This is a genomic window from Pseudomonas sp. B21-009, from assembly GCF_024749345.1.
Lineage (GTDB): Bacteria > Pseudomonadota > Gammaproteobacteria > Pseudomonadales > Pseudomonadaceae > Aquipseudomonas.
In genome coordinates, this window is the sequence record NZ_CP087199.1 from 167,019 (window position 1) to 190,819 (window position 23,801).

Genomic DNA, 23,801 nt, shown 5'->3' on the forward strand with positions numbered 1-23,801 from the left:
CTGCGTACCTGCCGACCAATCGGCGCGCCGCACGACCGAACCAACACGGAACACCGTGAGTTTCTGATCGATGCGCGCACCTTTGGGCGCGCTCTGCGTGGGAGTGAATCATGTCAGCGGCCTCTAACGCCTTGTCGTCCATCGACAGCGCACAGCAGCAAGCCTTCGAAATCCTGCCGTTCAGCGGTGCCGTCGGCGCCGAGATCACCGGCCTGGACCTGAGCAAACCCGTCAGCGGCGAAGATTTCACCCGGATCCACCGGGCTCATCTCGACCACCATGTGCTGGTGTTTCGCGACCAGCGCATCAGCCCCGAACAACAGATCGCCTTCAGCCGCCGTTTTGGTGAGCTGCAGATCCACGTGCTCAAGCAGTTCCTGCTCAGCGGCCACCCGCAAATCCTCATCGTCTCCAACATCGTCGAGAACGGGCAGAACATTGGCCTGGGCGACGCCGGCAAGTTCTGGCACTCGGACCTGTCATACAAGGAACTGCCAAGCCTGGGCTCGATGCTGCACGCCCAGGAGCTGCCCAGCGAAGGCGGCGACACCCTGTTCGCCGACATGCACAAAGCCTGGGACGGCCTGCCCGAGGCCCTGCGCAAAGCCGTTGAAGGCCGCAGCGCCGCGCATTCCTATACCGCTCGCTACAGCGAGACCAAGTTCGAAGGCAACTGGCGCCCGACCCTGACTGCCGAGCAACTGGCGCAGGTGCAGGAAGTGATTCACCCGGTGGTGCGCACCCACCCGGAAAACGGCCGCAAGGCGCTGTTTGTCAGCGAAGGCTTCACCACCCGCATCGTTGGCCTGCCCGACGATGAAAGCCGGCAGATCCTGACCGAGCTCTACGCCCACAGCGTGCTCGAGCAGAACATCTACCGCCATCAATGGCAGCCCCATGACCTGGTGTTCTGGGACAACCGCTCGTTGATCCACCTGGCCAGCGGCTGCCCTGCGCACCTGCGCCGCAAGCTGTACCGCACCACCATCCAGGGCGATGCCCCGTTCTGATCTTTCGAGGAGTACAGCATGCGCAAATCAATCAGCCGCCTGGCGGCCAGTATCGGCCTGGGTGCCAGCCTGCTCGCCGGCAGCCTGGTGGCGCCGGCCACGGCCCAGGCCGAAGGTGAAATCCGCGTTGCCGAGCAGTTCGGCATCGTTTACTTGCTGCTCAACGTGGTGCGCGATCAGAACCTGATCGAAAAACACGGCAAGGCGCAGGGCATCGACATCAAGGTCGACTGGACGCAATTGTCGGGCGGCGCAGCGATCAACGACGCCTTGCTCTCAGGCTCGGTGGACATCGCCGGTGCCGGCGTCGGCCCGCTGCTGACCATCTGGGACCGCACCCAGGGCCGCCAGAACGTCAAGGCCGTGGCTTCGCTGGGCAACTTCCCTTATTACCTGGTCAGCAGCAATCCCAAGGTCAAGACCATCGCCGACTTCAGCGAGAAAGACCGCATCGCCCTGCCGGCGGTGGGTGTCTCGGTGCAGTCGCGCTTTTTGCAGTACGCCGCCGCCAAGCAGTGGGGCGACAAGGAATACAACCGCCTCGACAAATACACCCTGGCCGTCCCTCATCCGGATGCCACTGCGGCCTTGCTGGCCGGCGGCACCGAGCTCAACGCGCACTTCTCCAACCCGCCATTCCAGGACCAGGTGCTGGCCAACAAGGACGTGCACGTGGTGCTCAACACCTACGACCTGCTCGGCCCGAACTCACCGACCGTGCTGTTCGCCACCGAAAAATTCCGCAACGACAACCCCAAGACCTACAAAGCCTTTGTTGATGCCCTGGCTGAAGCCGCCGAGTTTGCCCAGAACGACAAGGCAGCCGCTGCCGACACCTACATCCGCGTGACCAAGGCCAAGATCGACCGCGAGGCATTGCTGAAGATCATCGACAACCCGCAGTACGAGTTCAGCGTGACGCCGAAAAACACCTACCCGCTGGCCGAATTCCTCTACCGCGTGGGCGCGATCAAGCACAAACCCGAATCCTGGAAAGACTACTTCTTCCAGGACGAGAAACCGCTGCAAGGGAGCTGACCGGATGAACACCCCATTGCCAGGCCACACGGTCAGCAAGCTGAGCAGCGTCGCCACGCCGCCGCTGCTGCAGGTGGATAACCTAAGCCTCGAATACCGCACCGCGCAGCGCGTGGTGCGGGCTACCCACCAGGTCAGTTTCGAAGTGGACAAAGCCGACCGCTTTGTCCTGCTCGGGCCTTCGGGCTGCGGCAAGTCGACCCTGCTCAAGGCGGTGGCCGGCTTCATCGAGCCCCGGGAAGGGCAGATCCGCCTGCAGGGCCAGGCCGTGCAGGGCCCGGGCCCGGATCGCATCGTGGTGTTCCAGGAATTCGACCAGCTGCCGCCGTGGAAAACCGTCAAGCACAACGTGATGTTCCCGTTGCTCGCCTCGGGCACGCTCAAGCGCAAGGAGGCTGAGCAGCGCGCCTTGCACTACCTGGAAAAGGTCGGTCTGGCGGGTTTCGCTGATGCCTATCCGCATACCCTGTCGGGCGGCATGAAAGCCCGCGTGGCGATTGCCCGGGCGCTGGCCATGCAGCCGAAGATCCTGCTGATGGACGAACCCTTCGCCGCCCTCGACGCCTTGACCCGGCGCAAGATGCAGGAAGAGTTGCTGCTGCTCTGGGAAGAGGTGCGCTTCACCCTGTTGTTCGTTACCCATTCGATCGAAGAGGCGCTGGTGGTCGGCAACCGCATCCTCCTGCTGTCGCCCCATCCGGGCCGGGTACGCGCTGAAATCCACAGCCACCAGTACAACCTGCAAAGCCTTGGCGCCAGTGATTTCCAGGGCTCGGCGCGGCGTATCCACCGCTTGCTGTTCGACGATGATGCCCAGGTCGAGCACGACCCGGCGTTGGGTTTCGCCGACATTCGCATTGCCTACTGACCGGGAGTTTTGCCATGACCACGATTGTTACGCCGCGTCAGGAATACGAAGTGGTTCTCGAACCGTTGCTCAGCGTTCCGCTTGAGCGCCAATTGCCGCTCGGCCAGCGCCTCTGGCAACAGGGCTGGCTGCGCAAGGGCCTGATCCTGATTCTGCTGGCTCTGGCCTGGGAAGCCATCGCCCGCTATCAGGGCAACGACCTGCTGCTGCCGAGCTTTTTACAAACCGCCGCGGCCCTGTACGACGGCCTGCTCAGCGGCGAGTTGCTGGCCAAGGTTGGGGTGTCACTGGTGGTGCTGCTCAAGGGTTACCTACTGGGCATCGTTCTGGCTTTTGGCCTGACCAGCCTGGCGGTGTCGACCCAGTTCGGCCGCGACCTGCTCAGCACCCTGACCTCGATGTTCAACCCCTTGCCGGCGATTGCCTTGCTGCCCTTGGCGCTGCTGTGGTTCGGCCTGGGCGACAACAGCCTGATCTTTGTGCTGGTGCATTCGGTGCTCTGGGCCCTGGCGCTGAATACCTACGCCGGCTTTCTTGGCGTCAGTGAAACCCTGCGCATGGCCGGGCGCAACTATGGCCTGCGCGGCTTGCGCCTGGTCGTGCATATCCTGATTCCGGCGGCGCTGCCGTCGATCCTCTCGGGGCTGAAGATTGGCTGGGCCTTTGCCTGGCGCACGCTGATCGCCGCCGAGCTGGTGTTCGGCGCCACCAGCGGCAAGGGCGGGCTGGGCTGGTACATCTTCCAGAACCGCAACGAGCTGTACACCGATAAGGTGTTCGCTGGCCTTGCGGTGGTGATCTTGATCGGCTTGCTGGTCGAGAGCCTGGTGTTCAACACCCTGGAGCGCATCACTGTGCGTCGCTGGGGCATGCAGCGCTGAGCGGCTCAGGCGCTTTGGTACTGCGCCGCAGCATTGTTGAGGGTTTCGGCAATTTGCTGGCGCAGGCTCAGGGGCTGCTCGACGATCAGCCCGTCACCCTGGCTCAGTAGCCACCAGCGCAGCTGCCAGCTGTTGCTGACGGTAGCTTTGAGGCGGTGCCCGGCGTCCAGCGGGGTCAGGTGCATATCGGCCGACAGCGGCGTCTCGCGCACCAGGCGGGCGAGGTTGTCGCTGATCCAGGCTTGCAGTTCGATCTTGTCGGTATCGCCGAACTGCAGGGCGTCGCTGCGCAGGTACGCTTGCAGGTCGAAGGCGCGCAGGCCTTCGGTGGGGCTGTCGAGAATGCGCAGTTTGCGAAAGCGATGCACGGCGAACTGGCGTATGTCGGTATAGGGCGCAGCGGTGGCAATCAGGTAGCTGACCTGGCCGCGCTGAATCAACGCCAGCGGGTTGAGGGTCAGTTCGCTGAGCTTGTCGTTGTGCGCCGAGTAGTACTGGCAGTGCAGCTGGTATTCCTCAAGCAGCGCATGCTGCACGGTCTCGAGGATACTGTCGGGCACTTCCGGGGCCTGCATGTTCATGTCCGGGCGTACGCTGGCGACCTTGTCCAGCCAGCGCGCCACCTTGTTCGCTCCCGACAGGTGTTCGAGCTTCTGCCGGGCATGGCTGAAGCGCGGGTCCAACACCTTGAGCATGCTCCCCGGCAACAGCGGGCGTACCGCCTCTTCCACCAGCGCCAGGCTCAGCGCCTCACTGACACTGATACCGCGCAATTCAATGCAGGCGTTGGCTGCCCAGTGCCAGCCGTACGGGATGCTCTTGTCGTTGCGCTCCAGCGGAAAAATCAGCGAAAGCTCGTTGAGATCGCGTTCGATGCTGCGCTTGCTGATGGTGAATCCTGCGTCCTGCAGGCGGCCAACCAGCTCGGCACTGGTAATGCCCGGTGAGCGGCTGGGCAACTGGCGCAGCAACTCCCATTGGCGGCTGAGGGTGGCGCGTGTCGTGGCGGAGGGCAAAAGGTGGCGTCCTTGTCTAGGCTTGCGGTTGTAGCATGGCGCCAGCGCAGTGATATGGCAATTAGCCATTTATGTATCCAGATCAAGGATGAAGCAGTTGAGTGCCCTAACTGAATCGTTCGCGACAGGTTTTGTCGTGGCCGTGCGCAGAATCACGCCTCATCACTCCCGCTGTTGGATCTGTGGGTAGTTCAATGAGGACGAACATGTCAGCTGCAAGCAACATCTACCCACTGCTTGAGCGCCTGTTGCCCGAGCGGATCATCCCTGCGCCCGGCCGCCCTGGCCGCCTGCAGCGGTTGTACGCCGGGGTCGGCATGCCCAGCCAGCGGGCAGTGCTGGGCGAGAGTTTCGCCCTGATCAGCCGCCTGGACGAAGCCAGCGACCTGCAGGCGGTGTACGACGACCTGCGCGCCCAGGCCCTGGAAGGCAACGTCGGCGCGCTCAACGACCTGGGCTGGATCTGGCTCAATGGCAAGTACTGGCGCGCCGACCCGACCCTGGCCGGGCACCTGCTGCGTATGGCGGCCCTGCAGGGCAGTGCCGCAGCCTGGTTCAACCTCGGCCAGCAGCATTACTTCGGCAAGGGAGTGGAGGTCGCCTATGCCAGCGCGGCGGAGTACTACCAGCAGGCGTTCGAGCGTGGCCTGGAACACGCCGCCGCGGCGTTGGGTGATCTCTACGAAGAAGAAATCTGTGACAGCGACAGCCAGGACTGGCAGGTCGACCTGCAGCAGGCCTACCGCTGGTTCCTGCGCGGCGCCCAGCGCGGTGACGCACGCTGCCGCTTCGAGGTCGGCTATCGCCTGCTGCATGGGCTGACGGTCAACGTCGACAGCAAGGCCGCCGTGTACTGGCTGGAACTGGCCGCCGTGGCCGGGGTGATGCAGGCTGCCGAAGAGCTGGCGGTGCAGTTCAGCGAGGTCAACAACGCCCTGCGTTACTTGTTCTGGCGCGAGCAGGCGATCAGCCTGGGCAGCAAGCTGGCGCTGAACATGAAGCTGGACGATCAACTGCAACCTTGAACATGACGTTTGTCAGCCACTATTGACGGCAGGGGCGGTGATCGAAGAATATTGATAGTTAGCAAACTATGAATATAGCCACGAACCTCCCTTCATGACCCTCGACGCACTGCAACTCAACATCAGCAGCGGCATGGTGGTGGCCGGCCGGCACTGGCGGCGCATCTGCCAGGCGACCCTGGCCGGCTACGGCATTTCCGAAGCCTGCGCGGTCCCTTTGCTGATGATCGTGCGCCTGGGCGATGGCGTGCACCAGGTCGCCGTAGCCCAGGCGGCGGGGCTCGAAAGCCCGTCGCTGGTGCGCCTGCTCGACCAACTTTGCAATGCAGGTTTTGTCTGCCGTACGGAAGATCCGGTCGATCGCCGGGCCAAGGCCCTGAGCCTGACCGCCAGCGGTCGGGTGTTGGCCGAAGCCATCGAAGGCGAACTGGTGCGCCTGCGCCGCGAAGTGCTGCAGGGCATCGACGAAGCCGACCTGCTGGCCACCCTGCGTGTGCTGCGCGCCTTCGAAGACGCTGCCCAGCGCACCCCGGGCGTGCCGACGTGAACGGTTTTTTCAGCTCGATGCCGCCGGCGCGCGACTGGTTCTACGGGGTGCGCACCTTCGCCGCGTCGATGATCGCCCTGTACATCGCCTTGCTCATGCAACTGCCCCGGCCATACTGGGCCATGGCTACGGTGTATATCGTCTCCAGCCCGTTCGTCGGGCCCACCAGTTCCAAGGCCCTGTATCGCGCCATGGGCACCTTGCTCGGCGCTGCCGGGGCGGTGTTCCTGGTGCCGCTGCTGGTGCAGACGCCAGTGCTTTTGACCGTCGCCGTGGCGCTGTGGACCGGCACCTTGCTGTTCCTCTCGCTGCACCTGCGCACCGCCAACAGCTATGCGTTGATGCTGGCCGGCTACACCCTGCCGATGATCGCCCTGCCGGTGGTCGACGACCCGCTGGCAGTGTTCGACATTGCCTCGTCGCGGGCCCAGGAGATCTGCCTGGGCATCGTCTGTGCGGCAGTGGTCGGAGCGATCTTCTGGCCACGGCGCCTGACCCCGGTGCTGGTTGGCGCCACTGGCAACTGGTTCAACGAGGCGATCCGCTACAGCGATACCTTCCTGGCCCGCGAGGCGACTGCCGAGAAGGTCGGCGGCTTGCGTGCCTCGATGGTCACCACCTTCAACTCGCTGGAGCTGATGATCGGCCAGTTGTCCCATGAAGGCGCACGGCCGCAAACGGTGAAGAATGCCCGCGAGCTACGTGGGCGGATGATCCACCTGCTACCGGTGATCGATGCCCTCGACGACGCCTTGCTCGCCCTCGAAGGCCGTGCCCCGGCCCAGAGCGAACAGCTGCAGCCATTGCTGAGCGAAGCCCGCGCCTGGCTGCAGGGCACCGCGCAGGATGCATCGCCGGCACGCTGGTCGGCGTTGCGTGCGCACATCGAACATATGCAACCGAGCGCCGCCGCCCTTGATGAGCGCGCCTCGCAGCTGCTGTCCAACGCGCTCTATCGCCTGGCTGAATGGGCCGACCTGTGGCAAGACTGTTGCAGCCTGCAGCACGCCATCCGCAACCAAGACCTCTCGCCCTGGCGCGCGGTGTATCGGCACTGGCGCCTGGGCCGGCTGACGCCGTTCTTCGACCGGGGGCTGATGCTCTACTCGGTGTTCTCCACCGTCAGCGCGATCATCGTTGCCACCACCCTGTGGATTTTGCTCGGCTGGGGCGACGGCGGCAGCGCGGTGATTCTCGCCGCCGTGGCCTGCAGCTTCTTTGCCGCCATGGACGATCCGGCGCCGCAGATCTACCGGTTCTTCTTCTGGACTTCGCTGTCGGTGCTGTTTGCCAGCCTTTACCTGTTTCTGGTGCTGCCCAACCTGCATGACTTTCCGATGCTGGTGCTGGCCTTCGCCATACCGTGCATCTGCGTCGGCACCCTGACCGTGCAGCCGCGCTTCTACCTGGGCACTTTGCTGACTATCGTCAACACCGCCTCGTTCATCAGCATCCAGGGCGCCTACGACGCCAACTTCCTGACCTTCATCAACGCCAACCTGGCCGGGCCGGTGGGCTTGCTGTTCGCCTTCGTCTGGACCTTGGTGGTGCGCCCGTTCGGCGTTGAGCTTGCGGCCAAGCGCCTGACCCGTTTCAGCTGGCACGACATCGTCGGCATGACCCAGCCGGCGACCCTGGCCGAGCACCGGCACCTGGGCGTGCAGATGCTCGACCGGCTGATGCAGCAACTGCCGCGCCTGACCCAGACCGGCCAGGACACCGGCACCGCCCTGCGAGACCTGCGCGTGGGCCTGAACCTGCTCGACCTGCTGGCCTATATGCCACGGGTCGGCGCGCAGCCGCGCCAGTTGCTGGAGCGGGTGGTGGAAGAGGTGGGCGAACACTTTCAGGCCTGCCTGGACGCGCGCCGTCGGCTGCACGCGCCCGAGGTGCTGTTGCAGAGCATGGAGCGCGCCCGTCGCGCCCTCAACCTCAACGACCTGGCCGACAGCGCCGAGGCCCGGGTGCACCTGTTGCACGCCTTGAGCGGCCTGCGCCTGGCGCTGTTGCCGGGGGTCGAGGTGGTGCTTGAGCCATCCGACGATCAGCAACAACTGCCCTATGGTATCGATGGAGCGCCGCTGTGATCGGAGATCTGGATATCAGCGGGGTGTTCCTGCCCACGCTGCTGGTGATGATGGTCGTCACCTATTTGCTGTTTCTCGGTGTGCACGCGTTGCTCAACCGCGTGCATTTCTACCGCCTGGTCTGGCACCGGGCGTTGTTCAACGTTGCGCTTTACGCCGTGCTGCTCGGCACGGTCGATCACTTTTGCCGAAACCTGATGCTGCCATGAAAAAACCCTTGTTGACCCTGGGCCGCGTGGTCCTGACCCTGCTGGTAGTGACGCTGGCGACCGTGTTGGTTTGGCAGATGGTCATGTACTACATGTTCGCCCCCTGGACCCGGGATGGGCACATCCGCGCCGACGTGATCCAGATCGCCCCTGATGTTTCCGGTTTGATCCAGCAGGTAGAGGTACGCGACAACCAGGTGGTCAAGCGTGGCGACGTGCTGTTCACCATCGACCAGGACCGCTTCCACCTGGCCCTGCGCCAGGCCCAGGCGACCCTGGCCGAGCGCAAGGAAACCCTGGCCCAGGCCCAGCGCGAAGCCCGGCGTAATCGTGGCCTGGGTAACCTGGTGGCCGCCGAGCAACTGGAAGAGAGCCAGTCGCGCCAGGCCCGCGCCGAATCGGCCCTGGCCGAAGCCCAGGTGGCGGTGGATGCTGCGCAGTTGAACCTCGACCGTTCGGTGGTGCGCAGCCCGGTTGATGGCTACCTCAACGACCGCGCGCCGCGTGCCCACGAGTTTGTCAGTGCCGGGCGGCCGGTGCTGTCGGTGGTCGACAGCGACTCCTACCACGTCGATGGCTACTTCGAAGAAACCAAGCTGGCCGGCATTCACATCGGCCAGGCTGTGGATATCCGCGTGCTCGGCGACAACACCCGACTGAGCGGGCGGGTGCAGAGCATTGCCGCCGGTATCGAGGACCGCGACCGCAGCAGCGGCGCCAACCTGCTGCCCAACGTCAACCCGGCGTTCAGCTGGGTGCGCCTGGCCCAGCGGATCCCGGTGCGGATTGCCTTCGATGAGGTGCCGGCAGACTTTCGCATGATCGCCGGGCGTACGGCGACGGTGTCGATCCTTGAGGACAAGGGCCAATGAAACGGCTGTCACTGCTCGGCTTGAGCCTGCTGCTGTCGGCCTGCCAGATGGTCGGGCCGGACTACAACGTGCCCGAGGATGCCGCGATCCAGCGCGCCGACTTGCAGGGCCAACTGCGCCAGGACGCCAGCAGCGTGGTCTCGGCGCCCGTGCCGAAAGACTGGTGGCACCTGTATCAGGACGAACGCCTCAATGAGCTGGTGCGCCAGGCCCTGGCGGCCAACAGCGAACTGCGTGTGGCGGCGGCGAACATCGCCAAGGCCCGTGCCCAGGTCGAAGAGGCCGAAGCCCAGGGTGGCCTGAACGGCGGTGTGAAGCTGGGCGCCCAGCGTTTGCAGGAGTCCGGCGAAGCCTTTTTGCAACCAGAGAAAGTGCCGGTGGCCAACATCGGCGAGGCGATCATCAGCGCGTCATACCAGTTCGACCTGTGGGGCACCCTCAAGCGTGGCGTCGAGGCCGCCCAGGCCAATGCCGACGCGACCCAGGCCGCCGCCGATACCGCACGCATCACCCTGGTGGCCGACGTGGTACGTGCCTACACCCAGGTCTGCGCGGCCAACGAGGAATACCATATCGCCCATGAGTCCCTGGACCTGCAGCAGCAGAGCGTGACCCTGACCCAACGCCTGCGCGATGCCGGGCGTGGTGACGAAACCCAGGTGACCCGCTCGCAAACCCAGTTCAAATCCTTGCGCGCCGAGCTGCCGCGTTACCAGGCTGCGCGTGAAGCGGGCCTGTACACCTTGTCGATGCTGCTGGCCAAGCCGCTCAACCAGTTGCCGGCCGGAACCGCCGATTGCGCCGAGCTACCGCATATCGCCCAGGTGCTGCCAGTGGGCGATGGCGCCGCGCTGCTCAAGCGCCGTCCGGATGTCCGCCAGGCCGAACGCAGCCTGGCCGCGGCCACGGCGACTATCGGCGTAGCCACCGGGCAGTTGTATCCGGACATCAGCATCGGTGCCCAGGTGGGCACCATCGGTATCCTGGAAAACCTCGGCAAACCTGCGACCAACCGCTGGGGCTTCGGCCCGCTGCTGACCTGGAATGTACCGACCAACGGTTCGCGGGCGCGCATCCGTGAGGCGCAAGCTTCGACCCAGGCGGCGCTGGCGCATTTTGACGGGGTGGTGCTCAACGCCATTCGCGAAACCCAGACCAGCCTGGCGCAATACAGCGCCTTGCTGGCGCGTCGCGATGCCTTGGCCGATGCCGAGCGTTCGGCGCAACTGGCGGCAGACCAGACCCATAGGTTTTATCAGGCCGGGCGTGAGTCGTTCCTGGCGGACCTGCAGGCGACCCGCACCTACACCGAGATGAGCGCGCAACTGGCGGCGGCCAATACCCAGGTGGCGATGGGGCAGATCGGCTTGTTCCTGGCGTTGGGTGGTGGTTGGTAAAAGCGGCAAGGCTGCGCCTTGCATCGCTGGCAAGGCCAGCTCCCACAGGTGCTGTGTAAACAGAGCACTTGTTAGCGCCAGCCTTACTTATCCACAAGCCCCTTGAGCATCTCGATCGGCAACGGAAACACGATGGTCGACGACTTGTCGCCGGCAATGCTGCCTAACGTTTGCATGTAGCGCAGCTGCATCGCCCCCGACTGGCGGCCGAGCATTTCTGCCGCTTGCATCAGTTTCTCCGAGGCCTGCAGTTCACCTTCGGCATGGATCACCTTGGCCCGCCGCTCACGTTCAGCCTCGGCCTGGCGGGCAATGGCGCGGATCATCGACTCGTTGAGATCGACATGCTTGATCTCGACGTTGGCCACCTTGATGCCCCAGGCATCGGTTTGCGCGTCCAGCACCTGGCGGATGTCGAGGTTAAGCCGTTCGCGCTCGGCCAGCAGTTCGTCCAGCTCATGCTTGCCCAGCACCGCGCGCAAGGTGGTCTGCGCCAGTTGGCTGGTGGCCATGAGAAAGTCCTCGACCTGGATGATCGCCTTCTGCGGGTCGAGCACGCGAAAGTACAGCACCGCGTTGACCTTGACCGAGACGTTGTCGCGGGTGATGACATCCTGTGGCGGCACATCCAGCACCACGGTGCGCAGGTCGACCCGGACCATCTGCTGGATCCCCGGAATCAACAGCACCAGCCCCGGCCCTTTGACCCGCCAGAAGCGCCCGAGCTGGAACACTACCCCGCGCTCGTATTCACGCAGGATGCGAAAGGCCGACAGCAACAATACCGCCAGCAGCGCCAGCAAGGCGCCAAAGCCCAGTTCGAAAAACATCTCAGTCTCCTTGCGCCGGTGGTTGTGCCTCGGCGCTGACGTCCAGTAGTACGCCCTTGCGTGTCATCACCCGGACGCGTTGCCCCACCTGCAGTGGCGTCTGGCACTGGGCCTGCCACTGTTCACCCTGCGCCTGCACCGAACCGATGAACGGGTCGCTGGCATTGACCGCCATCACCGTCGCCAGGCTGCCCACCAGCCCGGCATCGCCACTGACCAGCGCGCGCTGGCGCGCCTTCATGGCCATGCCCAGCACGCCGCCGAGCAGCAGCGCCGAGAGCAGGGCGAGGGTCAGGATCAGCGCCAGGGGGATGCCGAAGCCGGGCACGTCGGTGTCCATCAAGATCACCGCGCCGACCACGAAGGCGACGATGCCGCCAAAGCCGACCACGCCAAAACTGGGCAGGAACGCCTCGGCAATCATGAAGGCGATGCCGAGCAGGATCAGCGCCGCCCCGGCATAGCTGACCGGCAACAACTGCAAGGCATACAGGGCCACCAGCAGACAGATGCCACCGATCACCCCGCCGACCCCGGAGCCCGGGCTCATGAACTCGAACATCAGCCCGTAGATACCGATCATGATCAGGATCAGCGCCACGCTGGGGTTGGTGATCACCGCCAGCAGGCGCGTGCGCCAGTCCGGCTCGCGTTCGATGATGCTGACGTTGGCGGTGTGCAACTGCACGGCTTGGCCGGCGGCTTCGAGGCTTTTGCCATCGAGCTGGCGCAGCAGGTCGGGCAGGTCGTTGGCGATGCGGTCGATGACTTTCAGGCGCAAGGCTTCGTTGGCCGGCAGGCTGACCGATTCGCGTACCGCCTGTTCAGCCCAGTCGGCATTGCGCCCGCGCAGTTGCGCCAAACCGCGAATATAGGCGGCAGCGTCGTTGATCTGCTTGCGGGTCAGGGTGTCTTGTTCGCTGCTCGGTGCTGGCTTGTCGCCGGTGGGCGCAGCCGGGTCTTTCGGCGGGCCTGGCATCCCGCCGATCTGCACCGGCGTGGCGGCGCCGAGGTTGGTGCCCGGGGCCATGGCCGCGACATGGCTGGCGTAGAGAATATAGGTGCCGGCGCTGGCCGCCCGGGCGCCACCGGGGGCGACGAAGGTCGCGACTGGCACGGGGCTGGCGAGGATCGCCTTGATGATCGCGCGCATCGAGCTGTCGAGCCCGCCCGGGGTGTCGAGGCGGATGACCACCAATTGCGCCTGTTGCGTCTTGGCATGCTCCAGGCCGCGTATCAGGTAGTCGGCACTGGCCGGGCCGATGGCGTCGTCGATACTCAGTACCAGCACCGGATTGCCGGGCGCAGCCACGCCGCTCGTCAGGGCGCCGAGCATCAATAAAACCAGCAGGTGCCGACACCAGCGAGCGATCACCTGAATTCACCCGGGCTGTGCGTGTCCAATAAGTTTAGTCGGCTGCTTGCGGCAGCACGGCCTAAACTTCAGAAGTGGGGGCGCTGTATCCGGAGGTGCATCATGCGTATGGCAAAAACCCTGCAGCAATGCCTGGACAAGGCCGGCTGCGACTACGACATCGTTTCTCACCCGCACTCATCCACCAGCCTTGAGTCGGCCCGTACCGCTGGAGTGCCAGCCGAGCGGGTGGCCAAGTCGGTCATGCTCGACGACCGCCATGGCAACTATCTGATGGCCGTGCTACCGGCCAACCGTCACCTGGACATGAGCAAGGTGCGCGCCACCGGCGCCTGGCAAATGACCCATGAAAGTGGGCTGCCCCATCTGTTCGGCGACTGCGAGCGTGGCGCCATTCCGGCACTGGGCGATGCTTACTCGATCAAGATGCTGCTCGACCCGACCCTGACTCGTCAGGGCGATATCTATGTCGAGGCTGGTGATCACGATCACCTGATCCACATGAACATGACGCAATACCTGAAACTGGTGCCGAACGCCGAAGTGCGTGAGGTTTGCTGATGATCAACCCACTGCCAGGCTGGCGTCGTGGATGCCCGGCCTGGCCCCCAAGGAGTCACGCATGGAATCAAATATTCATCCGTTTTCGGAGCTCTTCAAACAGCTGGGCCTGGCTGATGATCCCCAGGGCATTGACCAGTTCATCACCAGCCACTCGCCGCTCAAGAATGAAATAAAGCTGGTTGATGCACCGTTCTGGACCGAGAGCCAGCGGGCATTTCTCAAGGAAAGCATTATCGAAGACTCCGACTGGGCCGTGCCGTTCGACCAGCTGAACGAGGCGCTGCGGCGTCCGAAAAAATAAACGCCGAGCGGCACATCGACCGGCGAATGGCGTTGCTATGCTCAGGAAAAACAACAAGGGGACAGCGCCAATGAAAGATCCCTATGCCGCCGGTTTCTGGTGTGCCGTGACCGCCCTGGGGCTGCTGACCGTCGGTTATTTCTATGGAATCAAACAGACCCACCAGCTGGGTCAGGCTCTGGTATTTCTTTACGCCGCCGGGGGCGTGATCGGGGCGCTGGCCCTGACCGCGCTGGCGTGGATTGCCTGGCAGCAACTGCGGGTGAGCAAACGCCAGTTGGCCCAAGGGCGAACCTTGGTGGCTATCTGGAACACCAAGGTTGCCTTGCGCCGGGTCGAAACCGTCTTCGACCGTTATTTCTGGGGCAGTTACTGGCAGCCCGGGCGTACCTTCCAGGAGGTAATGGGCGAGCTTGAAGGCACGCCGCTGGAGCAGAGCCTGGAAGCGCTGAAACGTCAATGCCGCGAGCTCGACCGCGAAACCCATGACCACCGCCGCCACTGGCTGGACAACGCCCGCGAGCTGTCTACGGTTGCCACTGCAATGGCCCGGGAGCGTTATCAACTGGACTTGTGCGACTCGCAGCAGAGCAGCGGGCGCGGCGCCGCGGTGCTCAACCGCGACCTGGAAGTGCTGGTGTACACCTGGTCAGCGCGCCTGCGCAGCTTCGACCACCAGCTCGATGAGCTGGAGGGCGAATACCGCTGAGCCCGCCGCGAATCAGTCGCCGCGAATGTACTGTTCCAGTTGCAGAATCATGTTGGCCTGTTCGGCGATGGCTTCCTTGACCAGGTCGCCAATCGACAGCAGGCCCAGCAGCTCGCCGTTCTCGACCACCGGCAGGTGGCGCAGGTGACTGTTGGTCATCATGTTCATGCAGTATTCAACGTTCTGGTGTGGGTCGACGGTAATCACCGGCGCACTCATGATCGCGCTGACCGGCGTGCCCACCGAACTACGGCCCTTGAGCACCATCTTGCGCGCGTAGTCGCGCTCACTGACGATCCCCACCACACGCCCGTCCTGCACCACCGGCAGGGCACCGACGTTCTTCTCGGCCATCAACCTCAGCGCATCGAGCACCATGTGGTCGGGGCCGATGGTGTGAACCTGGTGGTGCTGCTGGGCTTTTGTTTTTAGAAGCTGTGCCACGGTTTTCATAGAGGCCTCTGCGATGCTGGGAGTGGGTGACGGCAGATAGCTAAAGAATCGTGTACAGATCGCTGCAGGGCAAGGGCGAAAGCGGCATCGATGTGATTGAAAAACGTCATGGGCGCAAAAATGCAAAAGCGGCCAATGATGGCCGCTTTGCTTTGACTCTCGATCAAGCCGTGATCAGGTGTTTTTCGGGTTTGGGCCGAAACGGTTGGGGCCACGCTGGCTGTCCTGGCACAGGAAGATCAGGTTGACGAGCGGGAACAGCAACCACCAACCGCTACGGTCGGTGTCGTGCATGCGCCGAACGGCTACGGCAATGCCCGGGACCAGCAATGCCACACAGTACAGATCGGAGAAGAGCGTGCCGGTACGGAGTTCGCGGTCGAGATAGGGCACCAGCATGTACACCAGGAAGGTGACCAGGATGAACAGCCAGTATTCCTGGCGGCGTGACCGACCGGAGAACAGGGCGTATTTCTTCAGTAGTTCAACGTACCAGATGCCGGCTGGCGCAGGTGCTGCAGTGAAGGTTGCAGCAGGTTGCGGTGCACCGCAGGCTGGGCAAGCCACGGCGCTGTTGTGGATTTCCTTGGCGCAGCCACGGCAAAAAACCATATTCATGTGGTGTCCCTTACATGACTAGCCAGATCAGCAAAATGAGCAAAATGCCTGACAACACCGCGCCAGTAATTGCCATGTAGGTTCGCGGTTCTTTTTTGACCAGGCTGAGCGAGCTCAGGACCAGCCCGGTGAGTGCAAACAAGCCCATCCCCCACAGGGTGTTACGATCCCAGCTGGCTGGTTCGAACAGCGTCAATACACAGGCGATGCACAGGATCAGCGAGCTGGCTGCCATCCAGGACAAGCGCTTGCCGGCAGGTTGCGTGGTGGCAGAGGGAGTCTGAGGGGCGCCGCACTGTGGGCAGCTGGGTGCCGTTTCATGGATTTCCATGGCACAACCGCGGCAAAAAACCATTGCCATGACAATTCCTTTTGATAGTTCCGCTTGCGTGGCGCAGCGCAGGGCGCGGCGGAGTTTATCAAAGACTTCGACGTTGGCGTAACAGTGACAGCGCCCTGCTGACCTCCCGAGGGATTTGGCAGGGCGCAGTACCTCAGCTCTTCTGCACGATCACCTGACTGTTCAGGTCGTTGAGCATGGCGTCCAGGGTTGGCTTCATCTTCTCGAAGTCTTTCACGCTGCACACCGCTTTCGGGTTGTGGAAGTCCAGGCGGCGTTTGATCACCAGGCTGTTGCCTTGCAGAGCATAGTCGGCGCTGTAGTCGAAGTGTTTGTCCTTGAGGCTCACAGGCTTGGGCGCGGCGATGATCTTGACGTCGGCCGGGAACTCGAAGCGCGCTTGTTCTTCGGTGATGCCGGAGATGCAGGTGAAGTCCTGGGTGCGCTGCTTTTCAGCGATAAAGCCGAAGATATTCTGGGCGATGCCGCCAGCCAGGCTGGTCAGGGTCGGCACGCCGATCGGGCCGGGCAGGTTGACCAGGTTTTCGCTGCGGCCGTTGATGTGCATCTCGAAGGCGCCGCTGGTTTCCAGGTCGTCGCTGCTGATCTTGCCGCTGCCGCGCTGGCCGTAGGCGGCGAGGATGCGCTGGGTCAGCAGGTCGCGCTCGGCCGGCTGCATGTTGCGCATCATCCAGCGGTTCATTTCGGCGGCCCAGCCATCGATCTTCGAGGCATGGCTGAAGTCGGCGGCGCCGCTGCTGGCTACGGTGTAGGTGGTGCTGTTTTGCACCAGGCCCTGCTGGGTAGCCGGGGTGTGGCCGCGCTTGCCGGAGCGGCTCAGCACGGTGGGTTTGTCCAGCACCGGAGCGGGCAGGTAGCCGCTGGCAATGGCCTCGGCGGTGGAGTCCAGGTACAGGTCCAGGCTCGGGATGTAGGTGATCACGTGGTTGATCACGCCCAGGGTCGGCACCTTGGGCAGGGCGTAGGCATTGCCGAGGTTGATCAGCGCCGGGGTGCTGTCGATATTGACTGCGGCCAGCAGCGCTTCGAGCAGGGCCACGTGGTCCTTGCAGTCGCCATAACGGTTGCTCAGCACGGTATCGGCGGCATGCGGCACCACGCCGCCAGCACCGATGTAAACCGCCACGTAGCGAATGTTGCGGCGCACCCAGTCACCCAGGGCCAGGGCCTTGTCGCGCGGGTCGTCGATCTTGGCCGTGAGCTTTTCCGCCAGTTCGCGGATGGCGGGCGTCACTTCGCTGTTGGCGCGCGCCGCGTAGGCTTTGGCGAACTCGCTGTAGTCAGCGAAGGTGGAAACCGCCAGGTACTTGCCGTAGTCCGAGTAGGCTACTGCGCCCAGTTCTGTACGGGCGTTGTCACCCTGCACATAATCCCACTGGTAGACTTTGCGCCCAGGCTCGGCCTTCGGGCTGGACGCCTTGAAGCCCTTGGCCTCGGCATTGAGCTTGAGGTTCTTCGGCAGGTCGTAGATCAGGGTGAACTGCTGGGTCGGGTGGAACTGCGGCATCGCCAGGTCTTCGAACTGGCCAGGGAACAGCGGGGTCTTGCGCTGTTTCTTGAAGCTCAGCACCAGGCGATCGCCGACGGCGACTTCGGGGAAGATCACTACCTTGACCAGGCTGTCATGGAACATCGGCGCCTGGGACGATTGCTGCTCCTGTTGCTCCTTGATCTGCTCGGGGCTGACCTGCACTTTGCGGCCATCGGGCTTCTGGGTGTAGGCCTGGGTCACCTCGAGGGTTTCCAGGGTGCGGTTGTAGTACAACGACTGCTGGGCCTTGGCCTGGATCGCGCGTTCTTCATTGATCAGCAGGACCAGGTCCTGGGTGGCGGCGTAGCTGCCGTCTTCGGCCACCACGGTGCGTAGAATGTCCTTTTCGATGGTGACGGAGGGGTCGGTACCGTCGTCCTTGGCCTGTGCGATGTTCAAGGCGAACAGGCAGCACAACATCCCGACCCACCGGGCCGGGGTCACAGCGAACCGCTTCATAAAGATCCTTCTTGCTGGTGTATTCCAGGGGGCTGACTCGTTAAATGCGAATCAGTTAGTAGCATTTTGCCTTATAACTGGCTGTTGCTGCTGCGCCAATTTTTTCAGCGCAGGTTTTCCTGCGTTTTCTGTCCCTATCGATTCAAGGATTCAGCATGTTTACCAGGCGGCACTCCGTCATGACCCTCCTGTTGCTCGGCGCCGGTAGCGCCTGTGCCGACAGCGTCGAACTGGCGCCGCTGGAAGTGACCTCGACCCGGGTCAATTCCGCCTGGTTGCAGACCCCGGCTTCGGTAAGCGCCGTGGACATCGCCGAGAAGCCCGGCGAGCAACTGCTGACCCTCGATGGCCTGCTTTCGGCCGTGCCCGGCACCGTGTCGCAGAGCCGCTACAACATGGCCCAGGGCATGCGCCTGTCGATTCGTGGCTTTGGTGCGCGTTCGAGCTTCGGCATGCGCGGCATTCGCGTGATGGTCGACGGCGTACCGCTGACCATGCCCGATGGCCAGACCGAAATGGACGGCGTTGACCTGGGCCTGGTGGAGCGCATCGAAGTGATCCGCGGCTCGGCCTCGACGCTTTATGGCAACGGTGCGGGCGGGGTATTGGCAATCCAGACCCGCGAGCCGTCGCTGACACCGCAATCGTCCATCGATGTCAGTGGTGGCGAGTATGGCTACCAACGCCTGCGTGCGGAAACCAGCGGCACCTCCGGCAACCTTGGCGGCCTGCTGGCGCTCAATGTCACCAACCTCGACGGCTATCGCCAGCACTCCAGCTCCGAGGCGCGCAACCTCACCGGCAAGCTGCGCTGGCAGGGCGATGCAGGGCAACTGGGGGTAACGTTCCAGGCGCTCGACAACCGTTCCGAAGACCCTGGCGCCCTGACCCTCGCCGAAGTGCACGCCAAACGTGACCAGGCCCGCGCCCAGAGCCTGTTGTACAACTCCGACGAAGACATTACCCAGCAGCGTCTGGCGCTGAACTGGACCGGCGATCTTGGCGAGGCCGACAGTTATCAAGTGCGCAGCTGGCTGGGGCGCCGCGAGTTTGGCAATCGCCTGCCTTACGCCAATGGCGGGCAAACCTCCTACACCCGGCTTTTCGCCGGGGTAGGCGGGCAGTACACCCATAAGGCCAACTGGTTCGGCCTGGATCAACACGTCACCGCCGGTGTCGATCTTGAACAGCAGCGCGATGAGCGTGAACGCCACAACAACCAGATCGGCGGCGGCACCGGGGCGCTGACCCTGCGTCAGCAAGAGAAGGCCGGCAGCGTTGGCCTGTACCTGCAAGACAGCATCGACCTCAGCGAGCGCTGGCAACTGACCCTGGGCGGGCGCTACGACAGCATGCGCTTGGCGGTGGACGACCGCTTCGAGCGTGACGGCGACGACTCCGGCTCGCGCACGCTGGATGACTGGAACTACAGCGCCGGCCTCAGCTATCGCCTGAGCGAGCATTACCTGGTCTATGCCCGCGTCGCCACCTCGTTCGAAACGCCCACGGTCAACGAACTGGCCAACCCGGCGGGCGGCGGCTTCAACCCGGGCCTGCAACCGGCCAGGGCGCTCAACCGTGAGCTGGGAATCAAAGGCGAATGGAGCGACGTGCGCGCCGAGGCGGTGCTTTACAGCATCGCGCTTGAGGATGAGCTGGTGCCTTACGTCGACGGCGGCCAGACCTTCTACCGCAACGCCGGCAAGTCGCGCCGCGACGGCGTTGAGCTGAGCGCCGACTACCAGGTGCTGGAGCACTGGCGTCTGTCCATGGCCTACAGCTTCAACAACTACCGCTACACCGACTTCAACGGCTTTGACGACAACCGCCTGCCGGGCATTCCGCGTCAGACGTTGTTTAGCGAAGTGACTTACGAGCGTGATGGCTTTTATGCGCGCGTGAACATGAATGCCTACGGCCCGCAGTACGCCGACAACGCCAACAGCGCGCGGGTGGCCGGGGTCGCTTTGCTCAACTTGCGCCTCGGCAAGCAGTTTGATCTTGGCGGCCAGACCCTGGAGCCGTATCTGGGTGTGGATAACCTCAGTGACCGCCAGTACTACGACAACCTGCGCATCAACGATGGCGCCGGGCGTTACTACGAGCCGGGCCCGGGGCGCACCCTGTATGCCGGCGCGCGCGTGAGTTTCTGAGTCTGCTGGGGCTGCCTTGCACAACCCCACTGTGGGAGTTGGCTTTGCCGACGATGGGCTGCGCAGCAGCCCCAAAAATAGCCAGGCCACCAATCAGCCAGCCGAAAAACAAAAAAGGCCCAGGTATTCACCTGAGCCTTGATCGATATGGCGCACTCGGCGGGATTCGAACCCACGACCCCTGCCTTCGGAGGGCAGTACTCTATCCAGCTGAGCTACGAGTGCAACGCGGGCGCCATAATACCCATCTAGGCTGGCGGCGTCCATCGTCGAAATGGCTGTGGTCGATTTCGCACACTCCAGGGGCTATAAGTGACGTTGATCCGAAAAAATCCGCCGCACAGCGCTTTTTGTTCTTTTTTTCGAACACCCTATTGTCCTTTCTCGTCGTTGATCCTAGGATTCGTTTGAGATTTCAAACGCTCTCCTTTTTCTACAATCAATAATTCGCTCCGTGCCTGCACGGTGCAGTTAAGGAAGCCCGACATGCAGCTTAAAGACGCCCAGTTGTTCCGCCAGCAAGCCTTCATTAATGGAGAGTGGCTGGACGCGGACAACGGCCAGACGATCAAGGTCAACAACCCGGCAACGGACGAGATCATCGGCACTGTGCCGAAGATGGGCGCCGCTGAAACCCGCCGTGCCATCGAGGCCGCCGACAAGGCGCTGCCGGCCTGGCGTGCGCTGACCGCCAAAGAACGTGCTGGCAAGCTGCGTCGCTGGTTCGAGCTGATGATCGAGCACCAGGATGACCTGGCCCGCCTGATGACCACCGAGCAGGGCAAGCCACTGGCCGAAGCCAAGGGCGAAATCGCCTATGCCGCTTCCTTTATCGAGTGGTTCGCCGAAGAAGCCAAGCGCGTATACGGCGACACCATCCCGGGTCACCAGCCAGACAAGCGCCTGATCGTGATCAAGCAGCCGATCGGCGTGACCGCAGCCATCACCCCGTGGAACTTCCCGGCGGCGATGATCACCCGTAAAGCCGGCCCGGCCCTGGCCGCTGGCTGCACCATGGTGCTCAAGCCTGCTTCGCAAACCCCGTACTCGGCCCTGGCCCTGGTTGAGCTGGCCACCCGTGCCGGTATCCCGGCTGGCGTGCTCAGCGTGGTCACCGGCAGCGCCGGCGACATCGGCAGCGAGCTGACCGGCAACCCGATCGTGCGCAAGCTGTCGTTCACCGGCTCCACCGAGATCGGTCGCCAACTGATGGCCGAATGCGCCAAAGACATCAAGAAGGTTTCCCTGGAGCTGGGCGGCAACGCGCCGTTCATCGTGTTCGACGACGCTGACCTGGACAAGGCCGTCGACGGCGCGATCATCTCCAAGTACCGCAACAACGGCCAGACCTGCGTCTGCGCCAACCGTATCTACGTTCAGGACGGCGTCTACGATGCCTTCGCCGAGAAGCTCAAGGCCGCAGTGGCCAAGCTGAAAATCGGCAACGGCCTGGAAGACGGCACCACTACCGGCCCGCTGATCGACGGCAAGGCCGTGGCCAAGGTCCAGGAACACATCGAAGACGCAGTCGCCAAGGGCGCCAAGGTGCTCAGCGGCGGCAAGCTGATCGAAGGCAACTTCTTCGAGCCGACCATTCTGGTCGACGTACCGAAGAACGCCGCCGTGGCCAAGGAAGAAACCTTCGGCCCGCTGGCGCCACTGTTCCGTTTCAAGGACGAGGCCGAAGTCATCGCCATGTCCAACGACACCGAGTTCGGCCTGGCCTCGTACTTCTATGCCCGTGACATGAGCCGCGTGTTCCGTGTCGCCGAAGCCCTGGAATACGGCATGGTCGGTATCAACACCGGTCTGATCTCCAACGAAGTCGCGCCGTTCGGTGGTATCAAGGCTTCGGGCCTGGGCCGCGAAGGCTCCAAGTACGGCATCGAGGACTACCTGGAAATCAAATACCTGTGCATCAGCGTCTGATCGCAGCGTAAAGCTTTACCTCTGCCAGCGGGGCGCGAGAGCGACGTCTCGCTGGCCTTTTTTACACCGTACATCCAGTGGCCTGGGCCCCTGCAGCAGTCGATCAACGCATGCTGCCTGCAGTTGAATACCGGCCACTCCGACTTGAATCGCGCCACCTTGTGTGTGGCGAATTGAGGACATTATGAGCAAGACCAACGAATCTTTGATGCAACGTCGTGTCGCCGCTGTTCCACGCGGTGTTGGCCAGATCCACCCGATCTTCGCCGAGTCGGCAAAAAACGCCACCGTCACTGACGTCGAAGGCCGCGAGTTCATCGACTTCGCCGGCGGTATCGCGGTACTGAACACCGGTCACGTGCACCCGAAGATCATCGCTGCCGTTGAAGCCCAACTGCACAAGCTGACCCACACCTGCTTCCAGGTACTGGCCTACGAGCCTTACGTCGAGCTGTGCGAAAAGATCAACGCCAAGGTGCCAGGCGACTTCGCCAAGAAAACCCTGCTGGTTACCACCGGTTCCGAAGCCGTTGAGAACGCCATCAAGATCGCCCGTGCCGCCACTGGCCGTGCCGGCGTGATCGCCTTCACCGGCGCCTACCACGGTCGCACCATGATGACCCTGGGCCTGACCGGTAAAGTCGTGCCTTACTCGGCCGGCATGGGCCTGATGCCAGGCGGCATCTTCCGCGCCATCTACCCGAACGAACTGCACGGCGTGAGCATCGACGACTCGATCGCATCCATCGAACGCATCTTCAAGAACGACGCCGAAGCCCGTGACATCGCCGCAATCATCCTCGAGCCAGTTCAGGGCGAAGGTGGTTTCTACGTTGCGCCGAAAGAGTTCATGAAGCGCCTGCGTGCCCTGTGCGACCAGCACGGCATCCTCCTGATCGCCGACGAAGTTCAGACCGGCGCTGGCCGTACCGGTACCTTCTTCGCCATGGAACAGATGGGCGTTGCTCCAGACCTGACCACCTTCGCCAAGTCCATCGCTGGCGGCTTCCCGCTGGCCGGTGTGTGCGGCAAGGCCGAGTACATGGACGCCATCGCTCCAGGCGGCCTGGGCGGCACCTACGCTGGTAGCCCGATCGCTTGCGCCGCGGCCCTGGCCGTGATGGAAGTGTTCGAAGAAGAAAAACTGCTGGACCGCAGCAAGGCCGTTGGCGAGCGCCTGGTCGCCGGCCTGCGCAAGATCCAGGACAAGCACCCGATCATCGGTGACGTGCGTGCCCTGGGTTCGATGATCGCTATTGAAGTGTTCGACAAAGCCGGTTCCCACACCCCTAACGCTGCCGCTGTAGCCTCGGTTGTGGCCAAGGCGCGTGACAAGGGCCTGATCCTGCTGTCGTGCGGCACTTACGGCAACGTCCTGCGTATCCTGGTTCCGCTAACCTCGCCTGATGAGCAACTGGACCAAGGTCTGGCAATCATCGAAGAGTGCTTCGCAGAACTTGCGTAAACTGTGACGCATTAGAAGAAAAACCCGCTTCGGCGGGTTTTTTTTCGCCCAAAGGAAGGCCAGGCGGCTAAGGTTGCCTGTAAGGAGACACCTTGGAAGGTGC

General features: G+C 63.2%; 23 protein-coding genes and 1 tRNA gene. 16 read left to right on the forward strand and 8 right to left on the reverse strand.

Translation table 11 applies throughout. The annotated features are described in order from the left end of the window. Window positions 1–110 precede the first annotated feature (110 nt). The 4 genes from LOY34_RS00705 to LOY34_RS00720 are packed head-to-tail and all read left to right on the forward strand — an operon-like array spanning window position 111 to window position 3,797. Complete coding sequence (locus tag LOY34_RS00705) at window positions 111–1,010, forward strand: TauD/TfdA family dioxygenase (protein ID WP_195885407.1); 900 nt, start codon at window positions 111–113, stop codon at window positions 1,008–1,010. Between the two features lie 18 nt (window positions 1,011–1,028). Further along, window positions 1,029–2,048, forward strand: a complete 1,020-nt coding sequence (locus LOY34_RS00710) for an ABC transporter substrate-binding protein (protein WP_045201713.1) — start codon at window positions 1,029–1,031, stop codon at window positions 2,046–2,048. Between the two features lie 4 nt (window positions 2,049–2,052). Next, window positions 2,053–2,916 (forward strand): ABC transporter ATP-binding protein, encoded by an 864-nt coding sequence (locus LOY34_RS00715; RefSeq protein WP_195885408.1) that lies wholly within the window; start codon window positions 2,053–2,055, stop codon window positions 2,914–2,916. Window positions 2,917–2,930: 14 nt separating this feature from the next. After that, window positions 2,931–3,797: an ABC transporter permease gene (locus LOY34_RS00720; protein WP_093377466.1), complete on the forward strand. Its 867-nt coding sequence runs from the start codon at window positions 2,931–2,933 to the stop codon at window positions 3,795–3,797. A gap of 5 nt (window positions 3,798–3,802) precedes the next feature. Here the strand turns inward: LOY34_RS00720 and LOY34_RS00725 are convergent, their stop codons facing one another. Then, the gene (locus tag LOY34_RS00725) at window positions 3,803–4,813 is read right to left on the reverse strand and encodes a YafY family protein (RefSeq protein WP_045201720.1); all 1,011 of its coding nucleotides are present in this window, start codon (window positions 4,811–4,813) and stop codon (window positions 3,803–3,805) included. A gap of 206 nt (window positions 4,814–5,019) precedes the next feature. On the opposite strand from LOY34_RS00725, the gene LOY34_RS00730 reads away from it, so the two are divergent. The 6 genes from LOY34_RS00730 (at window position 5,020) to LOY34_RS00755 (ending at window position 10,950) form a co-directional block, all read left to right on the forward strand. Next, window positions 5,020–5,838: a tetratricopeptide repeat protein gene (locus LOY34_RS00730; protein ID WP_258664162.1), complete on the forward strand. Its 819-nt coding sequence runs from the start codon at window positions 5,020–5,022 to the stop codon at window positions 5,836–5,838. Between the two features lie 94 nt (window positions 5,839–5,932). Continuing rightward, entirely contained in the window at window positions 5,933–6,385 is a 453-nt protein-coding gene (locus tag LOY34_RS00735) for a MarR family winged helix-turn-helix transcriptional regulator (RefSeq protein WP_045201724.1), read from the forward strand. Then, complete coding sequence (locus LOY34_RS00740) at window positions 6,382–8,472, forward strand: FUSC family protein (protein WP_195885409.1); 2,091 nt, start codon at window positions 6,382–6,384, stop codon at window positions 8,470–8,472. Before LOY34_RS00735 ends, LOY34_RS00740 begins: the two co-directional genes overlap by 4 nt. Continuing rightward, the gene (locus tag LOY34_RS00745; protein ID WP_045201729.1) at window positions 8,469–8,681 is read left to right on the forward strand and encodes a DUF1656 domain-containing protein; all 213 of its coding nucleotides are present in this window, start codon (window positions 8,469–8,471) and stop codon (window positions 8,679–8,681) included. Before LOY34_RS00740 ends, LOY34_RS00745 begins: the two co-directional genes overlap by 4 nt. Continuing rightward, window positions 8,678–9,553 carry an HlyD family secretion protein gene (locus tag LOY34_RS00750; RefSeq protein WP_093377456.1) on the forward strand — a complete coding sequence of 292 codons (876 nt, stop codon included), beginning with the start codon at window positions 8,678–8,680 and terminating at the stop codon, window positions 9,551–9,553. The genes LOY34_RS00745 and LOY34_RS00750 overlap by 4 nt, the downstream gene beginning before the upstream one ends. After that, window positions 9,550–10,950, forward strand: coding sequence for an efflux transporter outer membrane subunit (locus LOY34_RS00755; protein ID WP_258664163.1), 1,401 nt, complete (start codon window positions 9,550–9,552; stop codon window positions 10,948–10,950). Before LOY34_RS00750 ends, LOY34_RS00755 begins: the two co-directional genes overlap by 4 nt. An 83-nt stretch (window positions 10,951–11,033) precedes the next feature. Here LOY34_RS00755 and LOY34_RS00760 read toward each other — a convergent pair whose 3' ends face one another. Next, window positions 11,034–11,780 (reverse strand): slipin family protein, encoded by a 747-nt coding sequence (locus LOY34_RS00760; RefSeq protein WP_038997749.1) that lies wholly within the window; start codon window positions 11,778–11,780, stop codon window positions 11,034–11,036. 1 nt (window position 11,781) lies between these two features. Then, window positions 11,782–13,155, reverse strand: coding sequence for a nodulation protein NfeD (locus LOY34_RS00765; RefSeq protein WP_195885411.1), 1,374 nt, complete (start codon window positions 13,153–13,155; stop codon window positions 11,782–11,784). 102 nt (window positions 13,156–13,257) lie between these two features. On the opposite strand from LOY34_RS00765, the gene LOY34_RS00770 reads away from it, so the two are divergent. The 3 genes from LOY34_RS00770 to LOY34_RS00780 all read left to right on the forward strand — a co-directional run bounded on the left by LOY34_RS00770 (window position 13,258) and on the right by LOY34_RS00780 (window position 14,729). Continuing rightward, complete coding sequence (locus LOY34_RS00770; protein ID WP_195885412.1) at window positions 13,258–13,716, forward strand: aminoacyl-tRNA deacylase; 459 nt, start codon at window positions 13,258–13,260, stop codon at window positions 13,714–13,716. A 61-nt stretch (window positions 13,717–13,777) separates the two neighbouring features. Continuing rightward, window positions 13,778–14,020: a DUF2789 domain-containing protein gene (locus tag LOY34_RS00775; protein ID WP_093377442.1), complete on the forward strand. Its 243-nt coding sequence runs from the start codon at window positions 13,778–13,780 to the stop codon at window positions 14,018–14,020. Window positions 14,021–14,090: 70 nt separating this feature from the next. Beyond that, a complete protein-coding gene (locus LOY34_RS00780) occupies window positions 14,091–14,729 on the forward strand; it encodes a hypothetical protein (protein WP_045201740.1) in 639 nt (212 codons plus the stop codon). A gap of 12 nt (window positions 14,730–14,741) precedes the next feature. Here the strand turns inward: LOY34_RS00780 and LOY34_RS00785 are convergent, their stop codons facing one another. From LOY34_RS00785 to LOY34_RS00800, 4 genes are all read right to left on the reverse strand, one after another. Beyond that, window positions 14,742–15,182, reverse strand: a complete 441-nt coding sequence (locus LOY34_RS00785; protein WP_010222085.1) for a CBS domain-containing protein — start codon at window positions 15,180–15,182, stop codon at window positions 14,742–14,744. A 174-nt stretch (window positions 15,183–15,356) separates the two neighbouring features. Next, the gene (locus LOY34_RS00790) at window positions 15,357–15,800 is read right to left on the reverse strand and encodes a DUF805 domain-containing protein (RefSeq protein ID WP_408980899.1); all 444 of its coding nucleotides are present in this window, start codon (window positions 15,798–15,800) and stop codon (window positions 15,357–15,359) included. 10 nt (window positions 15,801–15,810) lie between these two features. Then, window positions 15,811–16,161: a hypothetical protein gene (locus tag LOY34_RS00795; RefSeq protein ID WP_093377428.1), complete on the reverse strand. Its 351-nt coding sequence runs from the start codon at window positions 16,159–16,161 to the stop codon at window positions 15,811–15,813. A 133-nt stretch (window positions 16,162–16,294) separates the two neighbouring features. Further along, on the reverse strand, window positions 16,295–18,151 hold the full coding sequence (locus LOY34_RS00800) for a DUF3857 and transglutaminase domain-containing protein (protein ID WP_195885414.1): 1,857 nt from the start codon (window positions 18,149–18,151) through the stop codon (window positions 16,295–16,297). 179 nt (window positions 18,152–18,330) lie between these two features. Here LOY34_RS00800 and LOY34_RS00805 point away from each other — a divergent pair, with 179 nt between their 5' ends. Continuing rightward, entirely contained in the window at window positions 18,331–20,304 is a 1,974-nt protein-coding gene (locus LOY34_RS00805) for a TonB-dependent receptor (protein WP_258664167.1), read from the forward strand. A gap of 148 nt (window positions 20,305–20,452) precedes the next feature. Here the strand turns inward: LOY34_RS00805 and LOY34_RS00810 are convergent. Further along, window positions 20,453–20,529, reverse strand: a tRNA-Arg gene (locus tag LOY34_RS00810). Window positions 20,530–20,790: 261 nt separating this feature from the next. Here LOY34_RS00810 and gabD point away from each other — a divergent pair. Together gabD and gabT are read left to right on the forward strand one after the other, a co-directional pair. Continuing rightward, on the forward strand, window positions 20,791–22,233 hold the full coding sequence (gene gabD / locus LOY34_RS00815; protein ID WP_258664169.1) for an NADP-dependent succinate-semialdehyde dehydrogenase: 1,443 nt from the start codon (window positions 20,791–20,793) through the stop codon (window positions 22,231–22,233). A 184-nt stretch (window positions 22,234–22,417) separates the two neighbouring features. Continuing rightward, complete coding sequence (gene gabT, locus LOY34_RS00820; protein ID WP_038997739.1) at window positions 22,418–23,698, forward strand: 4-aminobutyrate--2-oxoglutarate transaminase; 1,281 nt, start codon at window positions 22,418–22,420, stop codon at window positions 23,696–23,698. Window positions 23,699–23,801 lie beyond the last annotated feature (103 nt).